Annotated in this window: 12 protein-coding genes and 1 pseudogene; 6 read left to right on the plus strand and 7 right to left on the minus strand. The window is 72.0% G+C overall.

All coding sequences use genetic code 11. The features are described 5' to 3' along the window. Nucleotides 1-52 precede the first annotated feature (52 nt). The gene (locus tag AB0D48_RS24360; protein ID WP_362400650.1) at nt 53-1414 is read left to right on the plus strand and encodes a glutamine synthetase family protein; all 1362 of its coding nucleotides are present in this window, start codon (nt 53-55) and stop codon (nt 1412-1414) included. A 187-nt stretch (nt 1415-1601) separates the two neighbouring features. On the opposite strand, the gene AB0D48_RS24365 is transcribed toward AB0D48_RS24360, so the two are convergent. After that, the gene (locus AB0D48_RS24365) at nt 1602-1991 is read right to left on the minus strand and encodes a hypothetical protein (RefSeq protein ID WP_362400653.1); all 390 of its coding nucleotides are present in this window, start codon (nt 1989-1991) and stop codon (nt 1602-1604) included. A gap of 257 nt (nt 1992-2248) precedes the next feature. Between AB0D48_RS24365 and AB0D48_RS24370 the strand changes: the two genes are divergently transcribed. Beyond that, on the plus strand, nt 2249-2404 hold the full coding sequence (locus AB0D48_RS24370; protein WP_362400656.1) for a hypothetical protein: 156 nt from the start codon (nt 2249-2251) through the stop codon (nt 2402-2404). Between the two features lie 173 nt (nt 2405-2577). On the opposite strand, the gene AB0D48_RS24375 is transcribed toward AB0D48_RS24370, so the two are convergent. Together AB0D48_RS24375 and AB0D48_RS24380 are read right to left on the minus strand one after the other, a co-directional pair. Beyond that, nucleotides 2578-4641, minus strand: a complete 2064-nt coding sequence (locus tag AB0D48_RS24375) for a PIG-L family deacetylase (RefSeq protein ID WP_362400659.1) — start codon at nt 4639-4641, stop codon at nt 2578-2580. A gap of 237 nt (nt 4642-4878) precedes the next feature. Continuing rightward, nucleotides 4879-7875 carry a PIG-L family deacetylase gene (locus tag AB0D48_RS24380; RefSeq protein WP_362400662.1) on the minus strand — a complete coding sequence of 999 codons (2997 nt, stop codon included), beginning with the start codon at nt 7873-7875 and terminating at the stop codon, nt 4879-4881. Nucleotides 7876-8047: 172 nt separating this feature from the next. Here AB0D48_RS24380 and AB0D48_RS24385 point away from each other — a divergent pair, with 172 nt between their 5' ends. After that, nucleotides 8048-11035, plus strand: coding sequence for a bifunctional [glutamine synthetase] adenylyltransferase/[glutamine synthetase]-adenylyl-L-tyrosine phosphorylase (locus AB0D48_RS24385; RefSeq protein ID WP_362400665.1), 2988 nt, complete (start codon nt 8048-8050; stop codon nt 11033-11035). A 24-nt stretch (nt 11036-11059) separates the two neighbouring features. On the opposite strand, the gene AB0D48_RS24390 is transcribed toward AB0D48_RS24385, so the two are convergent. Then, nucleotides 11060-11824: a CAP domain-containing protein gene (locus AB0D48_RS24390; protein WP_362400668.1), complete on the minus strand. Its 765-nt coding sequence runs from the start codon at nt 11822-11824 to the stop codon at nt 11060-11062. 552 nt (nt 11825-12376) lie between these two features. Here AB0D48_RS24390 and AB0D48_RS24395 point away from each other — a divergent pair. Then, nucleotides 12377-13143 (plus strand): annotated as a pseudogene (locus AB0D48_RS24395) (amidohydrolase family protein); the annotation flags it as partial. Between the two features lie 117 nt (nt 13144-13260). Here AB0D48_RS24395 and AB0D48_RS24400 read toward each other — a convergent pair. The 3 genes from AB0D48_RS24400 to AB0D48_RS24410 form a co-directional block, all read right to left on the minus strand. Next, a complete protein-coding gene (locus AB0D48_RS24400) occupies nt 13261-14145 on the minus strand; it encodes a phosphatase PAP2 family protein (RefSeq protein WP_362400671.1) in 885 nt (294 codons plus the stop codon). Between the two features lie 74 nt (nt 14146-14219). Next, on the minus strand, nt 14220-15260 hold the full coding sequence (locus AB0D48_RS24405; protein ID WP_362400674.1) for a LacI family DNA-binding transcriptional regulator: 1041 nt from the start codon (nt 15258-15260) through the stop codon (nt 14220-14222). A gap of 26 nt (nt 15261-15286) precedes the next feature. Continuing rightward, a complete protein-coding gene (locus AB0D48_RS24410) occupies nt 15287-16897 on the minus strand; it encodes a glycoside hydrolase family 13 protein (protein ID WP_362400677.1) in 1611 nt (536 codons plus the stop codon). 222 nt (nt 16898-17119) lie between these two features. Between AB0D48_RS24410 and AB0D48_RS24415 the strand changes: the two genes are divergently transcribed. Together AB0D48_RS24415 and AB0D48_RS24420 are read left to right on the plus strand one after the other, a co-directional pair. After that, complete coding sequence (locus AB0D48_RS24415) at nt 17120-18394, plus strand: extracellular solute-binding protein (protein WP_362400680.1); 1275 nt, start codon at nt 17120-17122, stop codon at nt 18392-18394. 7 nt (nt 18395-18401) lie between these two features. Then, a complete protein-coding gene (locus AB0D48_RS24420) occupies nt 18402-19430 on the plus strand; it encodes a sugar ABC transporter permease (RefSeq protein WP_362400683.1) in 1029 nt (342 codons plus the stop codon). Nucleotide 19431: the final 1 nt, after the last annotated feature.

The raw sequence follows: 19431 nt of genomic DNA on the forward strand, positions 1-19431 counted from the left end.
CGAGCCCTCGCGGCGGTGGTGCACAGGCCGTCTGAACTGCGAGGATGAAGGCATGGACAAGCAGCAGGAATTCGTCCTCCGGACGCTTGAGGAGCGCGACATCCGCTTCGTGCGCCTCTGGTTCACCGACGTACTGGGCTTCCTCAAGTCCGTCGCGGTCGCCCCCGCGGAGCTGGAGCAGGCCTTCGACGAGGGCATCGGCTTCGACGGCTCCGCGATCGAGGGCTTCGCGCGGGTCTACGAGTCCGACATGATCGCCAGGCCGGACCCGAGCACCTTCCAGATACTGCCGTGGCGCGCCGAGGCCCCCGGTACCGCCCGGATGTTCTGCGACATCCTGATGCCGGACGGCTCCCCGTCCTTCGCGGACCCGCGCTACGTCCTCAAGCGCATCCTCGCCAAGACCTCCGACCTGGGCTTCACCTTCTACACCCACCCGGAGATCGAGTTCTTCCTGCTGAAGGACAAGCCGCTCGACGGCACCCGGCCCACCCCCGCCGACAACTCCGGCTACTTCGACCACACCCCGCAGAACGTGGGCATGGATTTCCGCCGCCAGGCGATCACCATGCTCGAATCGATGGGCATCTCCGTCGAGTTCAGCCACCACGAGGGCGCCCCGGGCCAGCAGGAGATCGACCTCCGCTACGCCGACGCGCTCTCCACGGCCGACAACATCATGACCTTCCGCCTGGTGATGAAGCAGGTCGCCCTGGAGCAGGGCGTGCAGGCCACCTTCATGCCGAAGCCCTTCTCGGAGTTCCCCGGCTCGGGCATGCACACCCACCTCTCCCTCTTCGAGGGCGACCGCAACGCCTTCTACGAGTCGGGCGCCGAGTACCAGCTCTCCAAGGTCGGCCGCTCCTTCATCGCGGGCCTGCTGAAGCACGCGGCGGAGACCGCGGCCGTCACCAACCAGTGGGTCAACTCGTACAAGCGCATCTGGGGCGGCTCCTCCCGCAGCGCCGGCGCGGGCGGCGAGGCCCCCTCGTACATCTGCTGGGGCCACAACAACCGCTCGGCCCTGATCCGCGTCCCGATGTACAAGCCGGGCAAGACCGGCTCCTCGCGCGTCGAGGTCCGCTCGATCGACTCGGGCGCCAACCCGTACCTCACGTACGCCGTCCTCCTGGCCGCCGGCCTGAAGGGCATCGAGGAGGGCTACGAACTCCCGGCGGGCGCCGACGACGACGTCTGGGCCCTCTCCGACGCCGAACGCCGCGCGATGGGCATCGAACCCCTCCCGCAGAACCTCGGCGAGGCCATCTCCCTGATGGAACGCAGCGAACTGGTCGCCGAGACCCTCGGCGAACACGTCTTCGACTTCTTCCTGCGCAACAAGAAGCAGGAGTGGGAGGAGTACCGCTCGGAGGTCACGGCCTTCGAACTCCGCAAGAACCTCCCGGTCCTGTAAGAGCAGGTCAAAGCCCCTGCGGTCCGCGCGACACTCCGGGCCGGTGGTCACCGACCACCGGCCCGGAGTCGTCTCATTCCCCCTGGGCCGTCTGTGGGCCGTCGGCCGCAGATGTCGGCGGCGGGTGCGGCCCGCCGCTGGTCAGGGCGTCGTGGTGATCTTCTTGACGGTACGAGGGGAACCCCCTTCACCCCCCGGAACCTCCCCTGGCGAGCAGGCCAGCACCCCCGTCACCCCCGGAACCTCCCCAGGCGAGCAGGCCAGCACCCCCGTCACCCCCGGAACCTCCCCGTCCCCCGACGAGCACGCCAGAACCTCCCTTACCTCCGTCACCTCCACCTCCACCGATGAGGCCGGTGGGCTCGTCGGTGGACTGCTCGTTCTTGTGGATCGTCTTCACGGTCCTGGGCGTCTTGGTGATGGTCTTGACGGTGCGCGGGCTGTCGGTGTCGGTGGTGACGCCCGAAGGTGCCGAGGTGGGGGCGGCGAAGGCGGTGGAGGTGAGTGAGGCTGCTCCGCCGGCCAGGAGGGTGGCGATCAGGATGGAGGCGAGGCGTCGGGGCCGGGTGACGGTCATGGGGAGGGGCTCCTCGGGCCGGGGAATGTGGGGGTGGGATGTGGTGGGCCGGAGTTGCCCGTCCGCCGTTCTTCGGCGTCATCCGTCACTCCATTGCGCCCCACCCACGTTCCTGGGTCACGGCCCGGAAAGTCGGGACTTGACAAACCCGGAGGGCGGTCCTTCATGCCCTTCGCCGTGACGGTCAGCCGCCGGGCACCACCGGGCCGTCTGTGGGCCGTCGAAGGCTTGCCAATGGCTACAAATGGCGACCGCTGATGACCACTCGATCTCTGCTTCTCCGCAGTCATCGAGAGTCATCCCTGGTCCGGACGGAAGTCAGTGAGATCCTCCGCAACAAGAAGCAGGAGTGGGAGGAGTACCGGAGCGAGGTAACGGCCTTCGAGCTCCGCAAGAACCTTCCGGTCCTCTAACCGCAGGTCACAGCCCCTTGCGGGCCGCACACGACACTCCGGGCCGGTGGTCACCGACCACCGGCCCGGAGTCGTCTTGCGTCAGCTGCCGGGGAGCTGTTCCTGCAGCCAGTCGGAGACGACATCGCAGTGCTGCCCCGCTTTTCCTGCGAATGGCGCGACGCAGTGCCTGGTCAGCGGACCGCGCGGTGCCAGGGCGGGGTCGCGGGGGTGCGGGGGGTCGACGTGATGTGGAGCTGCGCGTCCAGGCCGAGGACCGCCGTGGTGGCGCCGGAGAGTTCGAGGACGGCCGCCGGCGCGCCCGCGTAGAGCATCGCGGACTCCGTCCAGGCGGGCGGCCCGCCCAGGCTCGTCGTGCTGATCGTGCCGCTGTCCGCGCGGCCCGAGATGAGCCGGCCCGCGACGCCGACCGCGCCGTAGCCGGCCCTGCCGCCCGCCTCCGCGACGCTGGACACCTGGAGCTTGCCGGAGCCTGCCGTGACCAGGGCGGTGCGGACGACCCCCGAGTCCGGGCGGCGGAAGTACAGGCGGACGCCCGCGCCGTCCGGGGCCGCCGAGAGGGGGACCGTCGTGGCGGGCAGGCCGGTCTCCGACGGCCCGGTCAGCGGGGCGCCCGGGGCGGACTGGGTCCAGGCCAGGACCGACGTGGTGGTGGTGGCGTACACGTGGCGGCGTCCGGCCGAGTCGACCGCCGTCACCGGATCGCCCTGCAGGTCCTCGCCGCCCAGGCGCCGCCAGGCGGAGAAGCGGCCGTCCGGCTGGCGGGTGGTGGCGCGCAGCGTGCGGCGGGCGTCGCGGATGTAGACGGTGAGCCGGCCGTCCGCGTCCACGCCCGCCGAGGGTGCGCTGATCGCCGAAGTCCCGTCCTCGTCCGTCACCTCGGGGGTGCCGAGCGACTGCCACGGGCCGAACGGGCCGTCGGGCGCGGACTGTACGGCGTACACGACCTCGCGCAGGTAGCCGGTCGGCACCGGGCCGAAGGTCGTACGGGTGGCGAGGACCGCGATCCGCCCGTCCGGGAAGCGGGCGGTGGCCGCCCCCGGGTCGATGCCCGTGCCCGGGAGGAGGGCCGGGCCCGCCCAGTCGCCGCCGGGGGCGCGGGTCCAGTACGCGGTCTGCCCGTCCAGCGTGGCGAACGCCCAGAGCCGGCCGGGCGTGCCCTCCACCAGCCAGGAGCTGTGGTCGGCGCGGGTGTAGCGCAGCGACTGGGCCCAGTTGTGGCCGGTCGGGTTGCCCGCGACCTTCCGGTCGCCGCAGCCCGAGGGGGAGCCGCAGTAGTCCTGGTGGTCGTGCCAGGCGTACGTCTTCAGGTAGCCGGTCTTCGTCTCGGCCGTCTGCGGGTCCAGCGCGTGCGGGAGGGTGCTGTTGTGGTAGCCGAGGTAGTTCTGGACCGAGAAGTGCGGGCGGTCCGTGACCTGGGCGGCGTACGCGGTGGTGGCGGCCTGCACGAAGCGGGCCCCGTACATGTGGTCCTGGTGGTCGGTGTACTTGCCGGTGCCGGCGTCCCCGTACCGGCCCGGTGTCGGGTCCTGCATCCGTATCGTCGTCGGGCGGTAACGGGCCAGGACCCCGGCTATCGCCTGTATCAGCTGGTCCTTCGTGTACGTGAACTGCTGCTTGACCGGGGTGCCGGAGGTCAGCTGGGCGCCCAGCGCGGCTATCTTGCCGTTCCACAGGCCGCGCAAGCTGTCGGGGGTGTCCCCGCCGGTGCTGCGCGCCTCGCGCAGCTGCAGCCACACCAGGCTGACCTGCGGCTTCGCTATGAGGACGTCGAGCTCGGCCTGGCCGCCGCCCGCGGTGGGCATGACGGAGCGCTTCCACGCGCTGGTCCGGTCACCGGTCGCCATCTGGGCGTAGGCGGAGCGGATGCCGTTCTGCCGGGCCTCCGCGTAGTGGGTGCGGTCGGCGGGCTGCTCAGGGTCCTTGACGCCGGCGCCGTTCGCCTCGTTGCGGCCGTCGGCCTCGCCGGAGGTGAGGTAGGCGGTGGTGACCGGGATGCCGGACACCAGCGACCGGCTGAGGTCCGGGTTCATGAAGAACAGGTCGTCGTCGGGGTGGGCGACGATCTGGACGACCGACCCGGCGGTGACGCTCGCGGGCAGGGCGGCCGTGGCCGGGTTCTTCTCCGGGGTGGCCTCGGCCGGCGTCTGCTGGCCGGAGGCCACGGCGAGCACGCCGGTGGTACCGGCCGTCAGCACGGTCAGCAGGGCCGCGAAGCGGCGACGGGTCAAAGGCATCGGTCACGCCTTGGGTTCGTTCGGGGTGCGGGGAAAACCGCTGAGCAGTCAGAGAGAGGCCAAATCGGGGAACTTGGTTCACCGATTTCGCCGAAGATGCCTGCTTTCCGAAAACGACCGGACGTGAATGTGCCGTGGGGAGCTTTTGGTCCGGGTATGTGACCTAAAAGTGGACTCTGTTCGTCCGCGACCGGGGTCAACCGGCTTACGGCTAGGGGGCGTCGGGGAGGAGCGTCGCTACGGAGCCGAGTTGCGCGGGCCCACCGGCTGCCACGGGGCCAGGTGCGCGTCCGGGGCGTCCGCCGACGAGGTCACGTACAGCCGCGCGTCGAGCCCCATCACGGCCAGACTGACCAGGTTCCTCCCGGTCATCGTCGAGGACGGTGCGCCGACGAACATCAGCGGCGACCGCTCCCACGGCCGCCCCCACCCGACGTCCGAGCCCAGCTGCCCGCCCGCTGTCCGGCCCGCCAGCACGTGCCCGCTCGCCGCCAGCGAGCCGAAGCCCTGGAGGCCGCCGAGGTCGGTCAGGTTGTTCAGCTTGAGCCCGCCGTCGGCCGTCATCAGGGCGGTACGGACGTTGCCGGACCCCGGCTTGCGGAACCACAGCCGCACCCCGCCCTCGCGGCCCTCCGCGGTGAGGGGGAGCGTGGTGTCGGGCAGCCCGGTGGCGGTGGCCGGTCCCAGCGCGGCGCCCGGCTTCGGCTGGACCCAGCCCACCACCGTCTTCGAGGTCGAGGCGAACACCATCCGCTGCCCGGCGCCGTCGGTCGCGGTGGCCGGGGTGCCGTGCAGGTCGGCCCCGCCGTACTTCTCCCACGGTCCCCAGCCGCCGCCCGGCTGCTGCACCCGACCGCGCAGGGTGCACGCGCCGTCGCGGACGTACACCGCCGGCTGCCCGCTGCCGTCGACCGAGACGGCGGGCGCGCTGATGTCGGAGGTCCAGTTCTCGTCCGCCGTCTCCGGGGTGCCCAGCGACTGCCACTCCCCGAACTCCTCGGCGCCCGGGCGCTGCTGGACCGCGTACACGACCTCGCGCCTGTAGTCGGCGGGCTTCGCGCCGAAGGAGGTACGGGTGCCGAAGGCGGCTATCCGGCCGTCCTTCAGGGTGACGGTGGAGATGCCCGGGTCCATGCCGGTGCCGGGGAGCAGGACCGGCCCGCTCCAGCGGCCGATCAGGCCGGTCCGGTGCCAGACGGCGACCTGGCCGTCGAGCACCTTGAAGGCCCACAGCCCGTGCTCCTTGTCGGACGTCAGCCAGGAGGTGCTGGTGCCGCGGGCGTAGTTGATGGAATCCGACCACCGGTTGCCCGCCGGATGGTCGGCGACCTTGAGGTCGCCGCAGCCGGCGTCGCTGCCGCAGTGGTTCTGTTTGTCGAGCCAGGCGTACGTGTCGAGGATGTCCAGCTTCTCCTTGGCCTCGTCCGGGTCCAGGGCGCTGGGCAGGGAGCCGTTGAAGTAGCCGACGTAGTTCTGCACCGCGAAGTGCGGGCGGTCCGTGACGTCCTTCGCGTACGCGGCGGTGGCCAGCTGCACGAAGCGGGCGCCGTAGAAGTGGTCCTGGTGGTCGGTGTACCGCTTGGTGTCGGGGTGCCGGCCGGGGGTCGGGTCCTGGGAGCGGACCGTGGTCGGCCGGTACTGCTCCAGGACACCGACCAGGGTCTGGACGACCTGGTCCTTCGTGTACTTGAACCTCTGCTTGACCGGGGTGCCGGAGGCGAGCATCGACTCCAGGCGGGGGACCTTGCCGTCCCACAGGCCGTGCAGGCTGTCAGGGGCGTCGTCGTACACGTTGCCGGCCTCGCGGAGCTGCAGCCAGACCAGGTTGACCTGGGGCTTGGCGACGAGGACGTCGACTTCGGCGTGGCCGCCGCCCTTGGTCGGAACGACGGTGCGCTTCCAGGCGCTGCTGCGGTCGCCGGTGGCCATCTTGGCGTAGGCGGCGCGGATGCCGTTCTGGCGGGCCTCGGCGTACGCGGGCTTGTTGGGCGGGGTGGTGGCCTCTTTGGCGGCGCCGGCGTTGATGCCGTCGGCCTCACCGGAGGTCAGGTAGACCGAGGTGACGGGGTGGCCGGCGGATATGGAGTAGCGCAGGTCCGGATTCATGAAGTAGAGGTCGTCGTCCGGATGCGCGATGACCTGGAGCACCCGGCCGGGGTCGGGCGCGTCGGCGGGGGCCGCGGGGGCGGTGGCCCTGCTGTCGGGGGCGGTGGGGGACTCCAGGCGGTCAAGGGCCTCGTTGCCGCGGAGTACGAGCATGCTGCCGGCGGCGGTGGCCGCGCAGAAGGCGACGACCTTGACGAGCCGGGCCCACCGCTTCGGTTGCGGCGCGGGGGACGACTCGGGGGCGGCGCCCGCGGCGCGGCGGCGCCCGCGTTTCGCCTCCGGCGCGGTGGACGGCTCGGCGGGGTGACGCCCGGGCTTCGCCTCCGGCGGGGCGGGGGGTCCGGCCGTGACGGGGGTTCCGGCGCGGCGGCGCCCGGGCTTCGCCTCCGGTGCCACCGGGGTCTTCGCGCGGCCCGGCCGGCCGCCGGTGTGCTCGGCCTCGCGGCCCCGCCGCGCGGCCCTGCGCCTGCCGGACGGGACGTGGGGGAGGTGCGGTTCCAGGGCCTCGGCCGTGGCGGGCTGCCGGGCCGCCGCCGACGGGGCCTGCGGGGTCGGGGCTCCGGCCCGGGGGTTTTGATGGGCCGGGCTCGGCGGGGTTGCCTGTTCCCAGGCGGGGTTGGCCGTTGGGACGTGCGGGGCCCAGGCTTCGGCCCCGGGGTTTTGATGGGCCGGGCTTGGCGTAGTTGCCTGCTGCCAGGCGGCGTTGGCCGATGGGGCCTGCGGTGCCCAGGCTTCGGACCCGGGGTCCTGCCACGTCGGACCGGGCGGGGGCGCCTGTTCCCAGGCGGGGTTGGACGATGGGACGTGCGGCGCCCAGACTCCGGTCGGGCCGGTGGACCGCTGGTCCCAGGCTCCGACTTCGGGGTTCTGCTGAGTCGGACCGGGCGGGGTTTCCTGCGTCCAGGCGGGGTCGGCCGACGGGCCCTGCGGGGCCCACGCTCCGGCCTCGGAAGGCTGCGGGGCCCAGGCTCCGGTCGGGCCGGCGGACCGCTGGTCCCAGGCGGCTTCGGACGGGCCGGGTCGCCAGGCCGGCGCCGGCGGGGTCGCCTGGCCCCGGACGGGGTCCGCCGGGCCATGGGGTTCGAGGGGCTGCCACGCCGGGCCGGGGCCGGGGTGTCCGTCGGACATGGGGCTCCTCGTCACCGGGGGTGCGGGGAGCAGGCCCCAATCACGCCATAAGTCTTCGGATAATCCGATAAGCCTCGTCATGATACGTGGCGGTGAGTCGAACGCCTGCTCCGGATAGGCTCGTACCAGGCACGCCAGGGCAGTGGCAGCAACAACCGCGGGAGGCGGCGGGATGACAGTCCCGGGACGCAGGAGCAGCACCTTCATCCGGCTGCTCCGCAGCGGCTTCACCGACCCCTCCGCCGCGGCCCGGCTGCTCGACGCCGACGCGCTGGCCGCCGTACGCACCGATCCGGTGCTCCTCGACGCCCTCGGCGCGACCGCCGACCCCGACCTCGCCCTCCTTGGGCTCGTACGGCTCGCCGAGGCGCAGCCCGCCGACGAACTGCCCGGCCTCCTCGACACCCTCGTCAGCGCCAAGCCGCTCCGCGACCGCCTCCTCGGCGTGCTCGGCGCCTCCGAGGCACTCGGCGACCACCTCGCCCGCCACCCCCACGACTGGCAGGCCCTCGTCACCTACGAGGCCGCCGACCTGCACCCCGGGCTCGCGGAGTTCGAGCGCGGCCTCGCCGACGCCCGCGACCCCGTCGGGCTCCGCGTCGCCTACCGCCGCTGCCTGCTCTCCATCGCCGCCCGCGACGTCTGCGGGACCATAGACGTCGCCCAGACCGCCGCCGAGCTCGCCGACCTCGCCACCGCCACCCTCCGCGCGGCCCTGCGCATCGCCTCCGCCGCCGCCCCGGACGACGCCGCCCAATGCCGCCTCGCCGTCATCGCGATGGGCAAGTGCGGCGGCAACGAGCTGAACTACGTCTCCGACGTCGACGTCATCTTCGTCGGGGAGGCCGCGAACGGAGTCGACGAGGGCAAGGGCATCCAGGCCGCCACCCGCCTCGCCTCCCACCTCATGCGGATCTGTTCCGAGATCACCGTCGAAGGCACCATCTGGCCCGTCGACGCCAACCTCCGCCCCGAGGGCCGCAACGGCCCCCTCGTCCGGACGCTCGCCTCCCACCTCGCCTACTACCAGCGCTGGGCCAAGACCTGGGAGTTCCAGGCCCTCCTCAAGGCCCGCGCCGTCGCCGGGGACGCCGCCCTCGGCGCCGAGTACATCGAAGCCATAAGCCCCCTGGTCTGGCAGGCGGCCGAGCGCGAGAACTTCGTCGCCGACGTCCAGAAGATGCGCCGCCGCGTCGTCGACAACATTCCCGCCGCCCAGGTCGACCGCGAGCTCAAACTCGGCCCCGGCGGCCTGCGCGACGTCGAGTTCGCCGTCCAGCTGCTCCAGCTCGTGCACGGCCGCAGCGACGCCACCCTGCACTCCGGCTCCACCCTCGACGCCCTCCACGCCCTCGCCGCCGGCGGCTACGTCGGCCGCGCCGACGCCGCCCAGCTGCACGACGCGTACCGCTTCCTGCGCGCCATGGAGCACCGGATCCAGCTGTACCGGCTGCGCCGCACCCACCTCGTCCCCGAGGACGAAGCCGACCTGCGGCGCCTGGGCCGTTCGCTCGGCCTGCGCACCGAACCCGTCGCCGAGCTCAACAAGGCCTGGCGCCGGCACGCCTCCGTGGTCCGCCGCCTGCACGAGAAGCTCTTCTACCGGCCGCTCCTCGACGCCGTCGCCCAGCTCACCCCCGGCGAGACCCGGCTCTCCCCGCGCGCCGCGGGCCAGCGCCTCGAAGCCCTCGGGTACGCCGACCCGGCCGCGGCCCTGCGCCACCTCGAAGCCCTCGCGTCCGGCGTCACCCGCAAGGCCGCCATCCAGCGCACCCTGCTGCCGGTGCTCCTCGGCTGGTTCGCCGACTCCGCCGACCCGGACGCCGGACTGCTGAACTTCCGCAAGGTCTCCGACGCCCTCGGCAAGACCCCCTGGTACCTGCGGCTGCTGCGCGACGAGGGCGCCGCCGCCGAGAACCTCGCCCGCGTCCTGTCCGCCGGACGCCTCGCCCCCGACCTCCTCATGCGCGCCCCCGAGGCCGTCGCCCTGCTCGGCGACCCCGAAGGCCTCCAGCCCCGCACCCGCGAGGCCCTGGAACAGGAGGTCCTCGCCGCCGTCGGCCGCGCCGAGAACGCCGAAGCCGCCGTCGCCGCCGTCCGCGGGGTGCGCCGCCGCGAGCTCTTCCGTACCACCGCGGCCGACATCATCCGCTCCTACGGTACGGAGGACAGCCCCGCCGAGGAGGACCTGGGAGCCCTCGTCGACCGGGTCGGCGGAGCCGTCTCCGACCTCACCGGCGCCACCGTCGCCGGCGCCCTGCGCGCCGCCGTCCAGTCCCACTGGGGCGACACCCTGCCCACCCGCTTCGCGGTCATCGGCGTCGGCCGGTTCGGCGGCCACGAGCTGGGCTACGGCTCCGACGCCGACGTCCTGTTCGTCCACGAACCCCGCGAAGGCGTCGACGAACAGGAGGCCGCGAAGGCCGCCCAGGCCGTCATCGCCGAGATGCGCCGGCTGCTCCAGCTGCCCACCGCCGACCCGCCGCTGCTCATCGACACCGACCTGAGGCCCGAAGGCCGCTCCGGCCCTCTGGTGCGCACGCTGGCCTCGTACGCCGCGTACTACCGGCGCTGGTCCCTGACCTGGGAGAGCCAGGCCCTGCTGCGCGCCGAACCGGTCGCGGGCGACGAGGAGCTGGGCCGCCGCTTCATCGATCTGATCGACCCGCTGCGCTACCCGATGGAGGGCCTCGGCGAGGACGCCGCACGGGAGATCCGCAGGCTCAAGGCCCGTATGGAGTCCGAGCGGCTGCCGCGCGGCGCGGACCCGACCCTGCACACCAAACTCGGGCGCGGCGGCCTCAGCGACGTCGAGTGGACCGTCCAGCTGATCCAGATGCGGCACGCCTGGGCCGAACCGGGCCTGCGCACCACACGGACCCGCGAAGCGCTGGCCGCCGCCCACGCGGCCGGGCTGATCCCGACCGAGGAGGCGCAGATCCTGGACGAGGCCTGGGTACTGGCCACCCGGGTGCGCAACGCGGTGATGCTGGTCCGCGGCCGCGCCGGGGACACGTTCCCGTCCGAGGCCCGCGAACTGGCGGCGGTGGGCCGCTACCTCGGCTACGCGGAGGGCACGGTCGGCGAAATGCTGGACGACTACCGGCGCATCACCCGCCGGGCCCGGGCGGTCGTGGACGAGCTGTTCTACGGGGCCTGAGCGGTCCCGGGCCCGGCGGTGGCGTCAGCGCGCCGCGCCGAAGTCCTGCGTCCAGTAGTGGTTCGGCTCGGCCAGGCCGATGCCGATCTCCTTGAAGGAGCAGTTCAGGATGTTCTGCCGGTGGCCGGGGCTGTTCATCCAGCCCTCCATGACCTTCTCGGGAGTGCTGTAGCCGTAGGCGACGTTCTCGCCGTACGTGCTCCACGTGTATCCGGCGCGGGTGATGCGCCGGCCAGGATCGGAGCCGTCGGAGCCCGTGTGGGACATGTTGCCGTGGGCGGCCATGTCCGCGCTGTGGTCCTGAGCGGCCTTCGTGAGCTTCGCGTTGAGGCTGAGGGCCGGGCACCCGGCGGCGGCGCGCTCCTGGTTGACGAGCGAGAGGACCGCGGCGGCGGCGCCGGAAGCCGGCGGGGCCGAGGTCTTCGGGGGCTCGGGTGCCTGCGGCTTCTTGGTGACGGCCGGCGGCTTCGTCGGCTGCGGCTGCGGGGGCCTGGACGTCTGTACGACCGGCTGCGCGGGCGCCGCCGGGCTGCTGGGGGAGGCGGCCGGGGGGCTGCTCGGGGGCTGGACGTCCACGGGTGCCACGGGTGCCACGGGTGCCTCGGAGGTCGGGGCGGCCGTGGGCGCGTAGTGCCAGGGGCGCTTCTCCTGCTGGCTCGCGGCCCGCGTCCGACCGCTGTCCTGGGTGTCGAAGCAGGCCATGGCGGCAGTGGGAACAGCCACGATTCCCAGAGCGCCGACGGCTATGGCTACTTTCTTGAAGGGCTTCTTCTTCCGATGCTTCTGCATGCGTGACCTCATTCGGTGATCGCGAAGCTTCCGGCGCCCGAATCGCGAGGCGCCGGAGGAGCCGCCATTCTTAAAAGCCGCCAACGGCCTGGCAAGTTTCCGCTGCTCATCCGCTCAGGGGCGGCGAGGCACGGCTTGAAAAGGGTCCTTGATCGTGCATGGTCACGATTCGGTCACTGCCGCAACCGCCTGATGGGTATTCAGAAAAGGTTGTGACCAGGCGGGTCGGGGGCGGTTCCAGCGGTACCGCGGATTCCGTTCCCACCGGAGAGGGGAATGTCGATCCCAAAACAGACAAATATCGAAATGTCGAGGAAGTGACGCGCCGTCAGGGACGGGCCGCACCGACGTGCGTGCCGTGACGCATGTCACGCGCTCGCGGTCGGACGGACTCGCCGCCCGGAGCGTTGCCAGGTGCCACGGCTCGGGACCGTCCGGCCGGAAGCCGTCGGCGGTCGCGTCGGGGCTGCCCCCACGCCGGTCCGGGCCCCGCCGCCCCGACGTGTAGGCCCGCTTCGCCGAAGAGCCCGCCCACGAAGGAGAAGAACAGCCGTGCCCGCTGCCGACACCGTCCTCACCGGAGCCCGCGTCCGCACCCTCGTCCCCGGCCGCCCCGAGGCCCGCGCCGTAGCGGTCGGCGACGGCCAGATCGTGGCCGTCGGCGAGGAGTCCGACGTACGCGACTGGCGCGGCCCCGGCACCGAGGTGATCGACCTCGGCGGCGCCACCCTCACCCCGGCCTCACCGACGCCCACAGCCACCCCGTCCGGGGCATCGAGACGGCCACCGGCACCGACCTCTCCGCGGTCCGCGACCTCGACCAGCTGCGAACCGCCCTGCGCGCCGCGGAGCGCACCAGGGGCTGGGTGGTCGGCTTCGGCCTGGACCACAACGCCTTCGGCGGACGTCCCGTCGACCGGGCCCTGATCGAGGACGCGCCGGCCGGCGCCCCCGCCTTCCTGCGCCTCTACGACGGCCACTCCGCCCTAGCGAGCGGGCCGGCCCTGGCCGCCGCCGGCATCACCGGCCCCCGCGCCTTCGGCCAGCGCTCCGAGATCGTCTGCGACCCCCAGGGTCGTCCGACCGGCCACCGCGTCGAACACGCGGCGATGGGCCTCGTGGGCGCGCTGGTCCCCAAGGCCTCCTCCGCGGAGCGCCGCGCCCGTCTCGTCGAGCTGCTCGGCGCCATGGCAGCCACCGGCCTCACCGGCGCCCACGTCATGGACCTCGGCGACGGCGACGTACCGGCCCTCCTCGCCACCGTCGAGTACCAGGGCCGTCTGCCGCTACGGCTGAACCTCGCCCCCTGGTGCATGCCGGCGCGACTGACGGCCTTCACCCTCGACCCGGTCACGGCCCCGCCGGCCGAACTGGCCGAGGCCCCGGTCCGCCTCACGATTCGGGCGGCCGGATCACGTACCAGGAGGTCCAGCGCCCTAGCGGCGGAAGCGGCCCAGCAGCGCCGCAGCCGGGTGCGGGCCCGTGTACTCGGGGTGGCGGGGCAGCCGGTGCGGCAGCGAGCCGTACCAGCTGCGCGAGAGGGTGTAGCCGAAGGTCAGGCAGAGCATGCCGCCCACGGCGTCGAGCCAGAAGTGGTTGGCGGTGGCCACGATGACGACGAGGGTCGCCGCCGGGTAGAGCAGGCCCAGCATCCGGGCCCAGGGGGCGGAGGCGACCGCGAAGATCGTCAGCCCGCACCAGAGCGACCACCCTATGTGCATGGAGGGCATGGCGGCGTACTGGTTCGACATGTGCTTGAGGTTCCCCGACGCCATGGATCCCCAGGTGTGGTGGACCAGCACGGTGTCGACGAAGTGCTGCCCGTTCATCAGCCGGGGCGGCGCGAGCGGGTAGCAGTAGTAGCCGACCAGGGCCACGCCCGTGGTGGCGAAGAGGACGAGGCGCGTGGCGGCGTAACGTCCCGGATGGAAACGGTAGATCCACACCAGCACGCCGATGGTCACCACGAAGTGGAGCGTGGCGTAGTAGTAGTTCATGCCCACGACCAGCCACGTCACCGAGTTCACGGCGTGGTTGACGGACTGTTCCACGGCGATGCCGAGGGTGCGTTCGGCGGACCAGATCCAGTCGGCGTTCGCGAGGGCGGCCGTCTTCTGTTCGGGCACCGCGTTGCGGATCAGCGAGTAGGTCCAGTAGCTGACCGCGATGAGCACGATCTCGAACCAGATCCGCGGCCGGCGCGGGGACCGCAGCCGCGTCATCAGGGTGCGTTCGGACTCCGGGCGGGTCTCGCTCCCGGTCACAGGGGGTGACGAGACGTCCGTCCGGGTTTCCAGTGTCTTCACGCTCGCTTCACCCATGGGAAAAGAGTCTGCCAGATGCCATCTCGCCTTCGATCATCCCTCGGGACGGTCTTCGGCGCCTCCGCTCAACCCTACGGACGAGTCCGACCCCGAGCTTGCCCGGGGCCGGAGGCCGTGGAGCCGCGGACCACCAGCTCGGGCAGGAAGACGAACTCGCTGTGCGGGGCCGGCGTACCGCCGATCTCCTCCAGCAGGGTCCGCACCGCCGCCTGACCCATGGCCTGGACGGGCTGGCGGATGGTGGTGAGCGGCGGATCGGTGAACGCTATGAGAGGGGAGTCGTCGAAGCCGACCACCGACACGTCCTGCGGCACCCGCAGCCCCTGCTGCCGGGCGGCCCGGATCGCGCCGAGCGCCATCATGTCGCTCGCGCACACCACCGCCGTGCAGCCCCGCGCGATCAGCGCGGTCGCGGCCGCCTGGCCGCCCTCCAGGGTGTAGAGGGAGTGCTGGATCAGCTCCTCGGTCTCGGTCTCGTCGAGTCCGAGCCGTTCCTTCATCCCGAGCCGGAACCCCTCGATCTTGCGGACCACCGGTACGAAGCGCTTGGGCCCCACCGCGAGGCCGATCCGGGTGTGCCCCAGCGCGGCCAGGTGGGTCACGGCGAGCTGCATCGCGGCGCGGTCGTCGGGGGAGACGAAGGGGGCCTGCACCTTGTCGGAGAACCCGTTGATGAGGACGTACGGGACGCCCTGGCCGCGGAGTTGGTCGTACCGGCCCATGTCGGCCGTCGTGTCGGCGTGCAGACCGGAGACGAAGATGATGCCGGAGACCCCGCGGTCGACCAGCATCTCGGTCAGCTCGTCCTCGGTGGACCCGCCCGGTGTCTGGGTGGCCAGCACGGGCGTGTAGCCCTGCCGGGTCAGGGCCTGGCCGATGACCTGGGCGAGCGCGGGGAAGATGGGGTTGTCCAGCTCGGGGGTTATCAGCCCGACGAGCCCCGCGCTGCGCTGGCGCAGCCGCACGGGCCGTTCGTAGCCGAGCACGTCGAGCGCGGCCAGGACTGATTCACGGGTGCCGGCGGCCACACCGGGCTTGCCGTTGAGCACGCGGCTGACTGTGGCTTCGCTGACCCCCGCCTGGGCTGCGATGTCGGCTAGCCGTGCGGTCACGGGATTGGACTGTACCGGTCGCACGTTTAAATTGCCCACCACGTGCACGAATCCGCGGGAAGCCGGACCGTGCGGCCGTCCGTCTCCGCCGGGGCGCTGGAGAGTACGGGGCGGCCGGGCGCGGGGAGTTCGACCGCGGCGGGCCGGGTGTTGAGGCTGCAGGCGAAGCCGGGCCGGGTGAAGAGGAGCACGCCCTCGGGCGCCGGCAGCCAGGTCAGCGGGCCCGCGTCCGGGGAGCCCAGACCCGGCAGCGCGCGGCGCAGTTCCAGGGCCGCCCTGTAGAGCTCCAGGGTGGAGTGCGGGTCGCCGGTCTGGGCGGCGACGCTGAGGTCGCCCCAGCCGGCGGGCTGCGGCAGCCAGGTGCCGGCCGGCCCGAAGCCGTACGGCGGCTCCGCGCCGGACCAGGGGAGCGGCACCCGGCACCCGTCGCGCAGCCCCTCCTGTCCGGCGGTGCGGCGGAAGGCCGGGTCCTGGCGGGCCTCGTCCGGGAGGTCGGTCACCTCCGGCAGGCCCAGCTCCTCGCCCTGGTAGACGTACGCCGAGCCGGGCAGGGCCAGCATCAGCAGGGCGGCCGCCCGCGCCCGGTCCAGGCTGCCGAACCGGGTCCGGTGCCGGACGACGTCGTGGTTGGACAGCACCCACGTGGTCGGCGCGCCCACCGAGGAAGTGGCGGCCAGCGACTCGTCGATCACGGTCCGCAGGACGGCGGTGTCCCACCGGGAGTTCAGGAACCGGAAGTTGAAGGCCTGGTGCAGTTCATCGGGGCGGACGTAGAGGGCGAGCCGCTCGGAGGTCGGGGCCCAGGCCTCGGCGACGCCGATGCGCGGGCCCTCGTAGGAGTCGAGGAGCCGCCGCCAGGAGCGGAGGATCTCGTGGACCCCGTCCTGGTCGAAGAAGGGGAGCGGCTCGGTGCCGATGAGGGTGGCCTGCGCGCCGTGGCCGATGTCGGGGAGGCCGGGGGCCTTGACCATGCCGTGGGCGACGTCGACGCGGAAGCCGTCGACGCCGAGGTCGAGCCAGAAGCGCAGGACGGAGGCGAACTCCGCGGCGACCTCGGGGTGCTCCCAGTCCAGGTCGGGCTGCTGGGGGGCGAAGAGGTGCAGGTACCACGCGCCGTCCGCGACCCGGGTCCAGGCGGGGCCGCCGAACACGGACTCCCAGTCGTTGGGCGGCTCGGCGCCGCCGGCCCCGCGGCCGGGGCGGAAGTGGTAGCGCTCCCGCATCCCCGGGTCCCCGGCGAGGGCGCCGATGAACCAGGGGTGCCGCTCGGAGGTGTGGTTCGGGACCACGTCCACGATGACCCGCAGCCCCAGCGCGTGGGTGGCGCGGACGAGCTCGTCGGCGTCGGAGAGGTCGCCGAAGAGAGGGTCGACGGCCCGGTAGTCGGCGACGTCGTAGCCGCCGTCCGCCTGGGGGGACACGTAGAAGGGGGTGAGCCACACGGCATCGACCCCGAGCCGCGCCAGGTGGGGGAGCCGCTTGCGCACCCCGCGCAGGTCCCCCACGCCGTCTCCGTCGCTGTCCGCGAAGGACCGCACGTACACCTGATAGATGACGGCATCGCGCCACCAGCCGACGCTCGCGGTCGCGTTGCTGGAAGCGCTTGCAAGCCGGGACGCGGTCAGCTCATGGGTCATATCGGGGTCAACGCGAGCACACGCCCCCTGGTTGCGGGCCCGGACAGTCGAAGCTGACTCGAACTAACAGCAAGGTGCGGCAACCGTCCGGACACACGGATGTAACGATCCCCGCGTCTTGCAGAAAATTGCCGCAAGCTCTTTCGGTCGGCTTTCAGTCTTGTTACGTTCCTGGCAACTCGGGACCGCGAGGGCGCGGCCGGGATCATCGAAGGAGTTCATATGCGGCGTGGCATAGCGGCCACCGCGCTGGTCGCGGCCCTGGCGCTCGCGGCGACGGCTTGCGGTGGTGACACCAAGGACGACGGCGGCGAGACCAAGGCCGGCGGCGAGCTTTCCGGCACGGTCACCTGGTGGGACACCTCGAACGACGCCGAGAAGGCGAGCTTCCAGAAGATCGCCGAGGCGTTCACCGCGAAGCACCCGAAGGTGACCGTCAAGTACGTCAACGTCCCGTACGGCGACGCGCAGAACAAGGTCAAGAACGCCTTCAGCAGCGGCTCCGACGCCCCCGACGTGATCCGCGCCGACGTCGGCTGGGTCGCCGACTTCGCCTCGCTGGGCTACCTCGACGAGGTACCGGCCGAGACCGCGAAGAAGGTCGACACCGAGTTCCTGCCGCAGGCCGCGGCCAGCGGCAAGTTCGAGGGCAAGACCTACGCCGTGCCGCAGGTCATCGACACCCTCGGCCTCTTCTACAACAAGAAGATGCTCGCCGACGCCGGTGTCCAGCCCCCCAAGACCCTGGAGGAGCTGAAGACCGCCGCCGCGGCGATCAAGGCGAAGTCCGGCAAGGCCGCTCTCTACCTGCGCGGCGACGACTCCTACTGGTTCCTCCCGCTGATCTACGGCGAGGGCGGCGACCTGGTCGACGCGAAGAACAAGACGGTCACCGTCGACAACGCGGCGGGCGTCAAGGCCTTCAAGACCGCCCGTGACCTGGTCACCTCCGGCGCGGCGGTCACCAACGCCACCGACGGTTACACGAACATGCAGACGGCCTTCAAGTCCGGCGAGGCCGCCATGATGATCAACGGTCCGTGGGCCGTCGCCGACACCTACGCGGGTGACCAGTTCAAGGACAAGGCCAACCTCGGCGTCGCCGCGGTCCCGGCCGGCTCGGTCAAGGCGGGTGCCCCGCAGGGCGGCCACGACCTCGGCGTCTACGCCGGTTCCAAGAACCGCGCCGCCGCGCACGCCTTCGTCGAGTACATGACCTCGCAGGAGGTCCAGGTGCAGTCCGCCAAGGAACTGAGCCTGCTCCCCACCCGTACCGCCGCCTACGAGCAGCCGGACGTCAAGGGCAGCGAGATGGTGCAGTTCTTCAAGCCGGCCGTGGACAAGGCCGTCGAGCGCGCCTGGATCCCGGAGAACGGCTCCCTCTTCGAGCCGCTGAAGGTCGAATACACCAAGGCGATCACCGGGGTGTCGAGCCCCGAGGACGCCGCCAAGGCGACCGGTGCCGAGTTCCGCAAGATCCTCAAGGGCTGGAAGTAACGAAAACATGGCTGCTCACACCAGCCAGTCGGTGGCGAAGGCCGCGGGTGACGACGTCGAGAACGACGTCGCCGCCCGCGGCCGGAGCCGCAGGACTGACAGCGGGAACAACGGTGGACTGAGGCGTGCCCTCACCACCCACTGGTACGCCTGGGCCATGATCGCCCCGGTCGTGCTCGTCCTCGGCGTGATCATCGGCTGGCCGCTCGTCCGCGGCGTCTACCTGTCGCTGACCGACGCCAACGAGCGCAACGTCGCCCGGACCATCGGCGCGCGTCACATCGACGCCACGTACGAGTTCGTCGGACTCGACAACTACACGGCCGTGCTGGGCGACCCGGTGTTCCTGCAGCGGCTGGTGTGGACGGTGGTGTGGACCGTCGCCTGCGTGTCGATCACCTTCACCCTCGGCCTGGTGCTGGCCAACATGCTCAACCGGGACTTCCGCGGCCGCGCCGGCTACCGGATGGCGCTCATCCTGCCCTGGGCCGTCCCCGGCTTCGTCTCGGTCTTCGCCTGGCGATTCCTCTTCAACCGTGACAACGGCATCCTCAACAAGGTCCTCGACGGCGGCGGCATCGCGGCGATCCCGTGGCTCGACGACCCGACCTGGGCCAAGTTCTCGGTCGTCGCCGTCAACGTCTGGCTCGGCGTCCCCTTCATGATGGTCGCCCTGCTCGGCGGGCTGCAGTCCATCCCCGGCGAGCTGTACGAGGCAGCCGAGATGGACGGCGCCAGCGCCTGGCAGCGCTTCCGGCACATCACGCTGCCCGGGCTGCGCGCGGTGAGCATGACGGTGATCCTGCTCTCCACCATCTGGACCTTCAACATGTTCCCGGTGATCTTCCTGCTCACCCGCGGCGGACCCGGTGACTCCACCGAGATCCTGGTGACGCAGGCCTTCCGCGAGGCGTTCATCGCGAGCCCGCGCGACTTCGCCGGCTCCGCCACGTGGGGCGTACTGATCCTCGCCCTGCTCATGATCTTCGCGCTGGTCTACCGGCGCTCGCTGCGCAAGCAGGGAGAGGTGTGGTGAC

The organism is Streptomyces sp. NPDC048269 (genome assembly GCF_040652395.1).
Classification (GTDB): Bacteria; Actinomycetota; Actinomycetes; order Streptomycetales; family Streptomycetaceae; genus Streptomyces.